Origin of the sequence: Bradyrhizobium sp., from assembly GCF_028868675.1 — a bacterium.
Taxonomy (GTDB): Bacteria; Pseudomonadota; Alphaproteobacteria; order Rhizobiales; family Xanthobacteraceae; genus Bradyrhizobium.
Genome location: NZ_JAGWUA010000373.1, coordinates 1 through 1698, shown reverse-complemented (window position 1 = coordinate 1698; position 1698 = coordinate 1). Strand labels below are relative to the sequence as shown.

The window sequence follows — 1698 nt, the reverse complement described above, 5'->3', positions numbered from 1 at the left end:
CAGGTCTTCTTCTGTTGCTGTTGGTGCTGTGGGCCCTGAGGGCAGCGCGTAGCGTTGTCCTCAAGTCCACAGCCTCTTGTTTTCCGTTTGGGCCTACGCAGACGATCGCCGCCACGCTCGATGGCGCCGAGCAGGATCGGGCCATAGCTGACGGCCCAGCCATTCTCGTCCTCGGTCAATCCGACAGGCTCGCCGACCAGCGCTTCGTTGATGTAGATCGTGCTGCCCTGCCACTTGATGTCGCCATTGTGCCGGACCGAGCGGACGTCCTGGTCGTCACCGTAGTCCGGCTTGCGCAGAACGCCGTCGAAGCGGCGCGGCGACGCCTGGTAGCGATCGGCCGGCGTGGCATTATCAAGCGCCTGATGCGGGCGCTCTTCGTTGTAGATTTGCTGGAAGCGGCGCAAGCGTTCGAGCTGCTCGCGCATGTTGGGTGCCGGTGGCTTGGCGACGTCCTGCAGCAGCGTCAGATGCATGCGCTCATGGCGGCCGTTCTGCTGCGGCTTGCCCGGTGCGATGCGCTCCGGCATCACCCCGGCCTTGATCAATTTGACCGACAGCCGGCACAGCCCGCCGGCACCACGGGAAGCAAACGGCGATCCATTGTCGGAACGCAGGTAATTCGGCAGCCCGAACTCGCGGAACGCCGCATCCATCACCGGCCAGACGTGTTCCGTGTCGGTCCGCGCCAGCGCCTGGCAGCGCAGCAGATAGCGGCTGCAGGCATCGGTGAGCGTCAGCGGCTCGCACCGCTTGCCGTCCCCGGTCAGGAACCAGCCCTTGAAGTCGATGCACCAGGTATCGTTGGCCGCCTGGCAATCGGCAAAGGGCGCGCTCGACGGCGGACTGCGCCGCCGCAGCTTGCGCTTCACCGTCAGCCCTTCGCGATCGAACAGCTCGCCGATCGTGCTCGCCGCTGGCCATTCCGTCTGGCCTGACTTACGCATCAAATAGGCGCGGACCTTGATCGGCCCCCAGGTCGGATACTTCCGGCGAACTTCGAGGCAGCGCTCGGCGACATCGTCCGCCATGCGCTGCGGTTGATGCCGCGGTGTTCGGGGTCGATCGAACAGTCCGGCCACCCCTTCCAACTCGAACCGCGCCAGCCATTTGTAGCCAACCCGGCGGCTCACACCGAATTGCCGGCACAACGCCGCAAACGACTCCGCCTGTTCCAGCACCGCCAACACAAATCGCATCCGTTCTTCCACCGCACAGGTCTCCGTCCATCCCATCGGCAAGGTCCTCCCTGCCGACCAGTTGACCTGTTACCTATGTCGCCGGTCTGATCTGTTACCTATGTAGCCGGTTAGGACCTGAGCCGACCCGCCCCCGTGAGGGGCGGGTGAAGCACGGCGGCTACCCCCGAGCACAGTCTAGTGATACCGCGCGTTGCTGTTGCTGGCGGTGCGGAGGGGCCAGATCGCGGTGTCGGCCATGACGGGCGCAAGCTCGCTGCGGTCGAGCTGGCATTCCTGCAAGGCGTCGGTGAAATCGGAGAACCATTGCTGGATGGTCTGGCCGCGCAGCTTTGCCATCATCGCTTCCCAGCGCATGCGGCGTTCGGTCAGCGGCATCGACAGCGCCGTCGCGATGGTGCGCGCCATGCCGTCGATGTCATGCGGATTGACGATCAGCGCAGTGTCGAGCTCGTTGGCGGCGCCGGCGAATTTCGACAGCACCAGCACGCCGGGATCG

Annotated in this window: 2 protein-coding genes; both read right to left on the bottom strand. The window is 65.1% G+C overall.

What is annotated here, in order from left to right; translation table 11 throughout:
- On the bottom strand, positions 1–1235 hold a 1235-nt coding region (locus KGM94_RS25230; protein ID WP_300265477.1), incomplete at its 3' end, for an IS481 family transposase.
- A 141-nt stretch (positions 1236–1376) separates the two neighbouring features.
- A partial coding sequence (locus KGM94_RS25225) for a trehalose-6-phosphate synthase (RefSeq protein WP_300265475.1) occupies positions 1377–1698 on the bottom strand: 322 nt, incomplete at its 5' end.